The sequence below is a fragment of the Kiritimatiellia bacterium genome, from assembly GCA_025054615.1.
Classification (GTDB): domain Bacteria; phylum Verrucomicrobiota; class Kiritimatiellia; order CAIVKH01; family CAIVKH01; genus JANWZO01.
Map to the genome: position 1 here is coordinate 1 of JANWZO010000050.1, position 504 is coordinate 504.

General features: G+C 62.7%; 2 protein-coding genes. Both read right to left on the bottom strand.

All coding sequences use genetic code 11. From position 1 onward, the window contains the following. The coding region (locus tag NZ740_10780) for a GDP-mannose 4,6-dehydratase (GenBank protein MCS6772482.1) at positions 1 to 150 on the bottom strand (150 nt) is incomplete at its 3' end. A gap of 112 nt (positions 151 to 262) precedes the next feature. Then, the coding region (locus tag NZ740_10785) for a hypothetical protein (protein ID MCS6772483.1) at positions 263 to 504 on the bottom strand (242 nt) is incomplete at its 5' end.

Here is a 504-nt window from a genome sequence, read left to right on the forward strand (position 1 = left end):
TGCGCAGCAGTCCAACAGCGACGCCTGGTTGTACATGAAGTTGTCAACAACCGTAACGGCGAAGCCGCGTTGCAACAGCATCGGCACGAGAACGGAACCGATATAACCTGCGCCCCCTGTGACCAATATGCGGGTGAGGTTCTGAGCCATATCCGCGAAACCGTACCCAGCCGTTGTTTGCGCTGTCAATTGCCCCGCGAGCAAACGGGGCTGAAGGATGGCAGGTAGCGAATCCGTCCCTGCGCAAGCGGGGCAGTTGCAGCTAGCCTTGTGCACGTTTTTTGAGAAGGCTCATGCTGTCGTCCAGGCCGCCGGGCCGGTTCCGCGCCAGCCATTGCTCGCGGTACGCGGAGATTGCGCTGGCCCAGTCCGCCGTTTCGCCCAGTCCCCGCGCCAAGGCGCAGTCAGCGATGGCGCAGGCCGCATTCCATTCCGCGAGCAGGAGCTCGGCATCATCTCGACGGCTCCGAGTTCGGGCCAGTTCGGCTCGTAGTTCCCTCAGGC